The organism is Vibrio sp. Vb1554, from assembly GCF_033344235.1.
This window is the reverse complement of the sequence record NZ_JAWPOJ010000195.1, coordinates 1-1411: the sequence shown is the minus strand read 5'-3', so window position 1 is coordinate 1411 and position 1411 is coordinate 1. Positions and strand designations below refer to the sequence as shown.

The following is a 1411-nucleotide window of genomic DNA, read 5'->3' as shown; positions in this document are numbered from 1 at the left end:
GATGCTGTCGTTATTGAATCAGAGGTGATGATTGGAGCGGGCAGTTTAGTACCGCCAGGAAAGAGATTAGAAAGCGGTTATCTTTATGTCGGTAGTCCAGTAAAACAAGCTCGCCCTCTATCAGAGACAGAACGAGCTTTTTTGCAAAAGTCTGCCAATAACTATGTTCAAAACAAAAACGACTACTTACATGAAGTAGAAGACTTGAACTAAAGGTCTGTTAGCCGATGATAATATGGCCTTCTTCGTTGAAGGCTTCATCTTCTATTAACTCTTCTGCTATTTCTTCCAGATCAAATCGGTAGTCAATAAAAGCGGCGATCACGGCCTGCTCCGTATCTAACTCTGAGCCAGATAACTTTTCTAACTTTTGTTTCGTCACAAAGCATTCTATTAGCGCACCAGATTGTTGCGCCACAAAGTTTACTGATTGTGATACTTCATCCCATGATTGCATGTCTGGGAATAAGATGGATTGATTCATCGCTTATTGACCTTCAAGGTTCTTTCTTAATTCACGCAAAATCTGTTTGGCCCCAGGACGAAGACCGCGCCATAACATAAAACTCTCAGCAGCTTGGCCAACTAACATACCTAAACCATCATAAGCATGTGCCGCACCGTGTTGCTTAGCCCATTGGTTAAATGTGGTATCACCTTTGCCATACATCATGTCGTAGCTTGTACTATTGGCGGCGAACACCGAGGAAGAGATCGCAGGTAACTCACCACTCAATGATGCAGACGTAGAGTTGATTATGACATCGAACTCTTCAGCAATGGTATTCATCTCTTTTGCTTTAACAGGGCCATACGCAGAAAACAATTCTGCCAATTCTTCGGCTTTGGAAAATGTACGATTAGTTATCGTTAGAGATATTGGTTTTTGATCGAGCAATGGTTTAATCACTCCTCGAGCGGCACCACCAGCTCCTATGATCAGGATGCGTGCGCCTTCTAAAACGACTTGATGTTGCAACAAGTCTTGCACTAAGCCTGCACCATCAGTGTTGTCCCCAATGATTTCACCATCATCAAGCTTCTTAAGTGTATTCACTGCTCCAGCAAGCTGAGCACGCTCGGTCAAACGGCTGGCAAATTGATAGGCATCTTCTTTAAAAGGCAAGGTCACGTTACAGCCTTTGCCGCCGTCAGCAAAAAATGCTTTCGCCGCCTCGATAAATCCACCCACTGGCGCACATTCTGCGGTGTATGTTAGGGACTGATTAGTTTGACGAGCAAAGAGCGTATGGATAAATGGCGACTTGCTGTGCCCGATAGGGTTACCAAACACGGCGTAACGATCGATTTGCGGGGTCATGTCCTTACCTTTATTCCTTACTTAGATATAGAGAAAACAGGGCCACCTGATTACAGATGACCCTATCACTATCTATCTATATAGAAAAGG

General features: G+C 44.0%; 3 protein-coding genes. 1 reads left to right on the top strand and 2 read right to left on the bottom strand.

Translation table 11 applies throughout. The annotated features are described in order from the left end of the window. Positions 1 to 213: gamma carbonic anhydrase family protein (locus tag R8N28_RS24890; RefSeq protein WP_412079932.1), on the top strand; the 213-nt coding region annotated here is incomplete at its 5' end. A gap of 7 nt (positions 214 to 220) precedes the next feature. On the opposite strand, the gene R8N28_RS24885 is transcribed toward R8N28_RS24890, so the two are convergent. Both R8N28_RS24885 and aroE read right to left on the bottom strand, forming a co-directional pair. Continuing rightward, entirely contained in the window at positions 221 to 484 is a 264-nt protein-coding gene (locus R8N28_RS24885; protein WP_063517810.1) for a DUF1488 domain-containing protein, read from the bottom strand. Between the two features lie 3 nt (positions 485 to 487). Next, positions 488 to 1321, bottom strand: coding sequence for a shikimate dehydrogenase (gene aroE, locus R8N28_RS24880; RefSeq protein ID WP_069497669.1), 834 nt, complete (start codon positions 1319 to 1321; stop codon positions 488 to 490). Positions 1322 to 1411: the final 90 nt, after the last annotated feature.

Bases quoted from the DNA above. Each gene is read 5' to 3' on its own strand.
- R8N28_RS24885 (WP_063517810.1), bottom strand. From the start codon at position 484: ATGAATCAATCCATCTTATTCCCAGACATGCAATCATGGGATGAAGTA.
- aroE (WP_069497669.1), bottom strand. From the start codon at position 1,321: ATGACCCCGCAAATCGATCGTTACGCCGTGTTTGGTAACCCTATCGGG.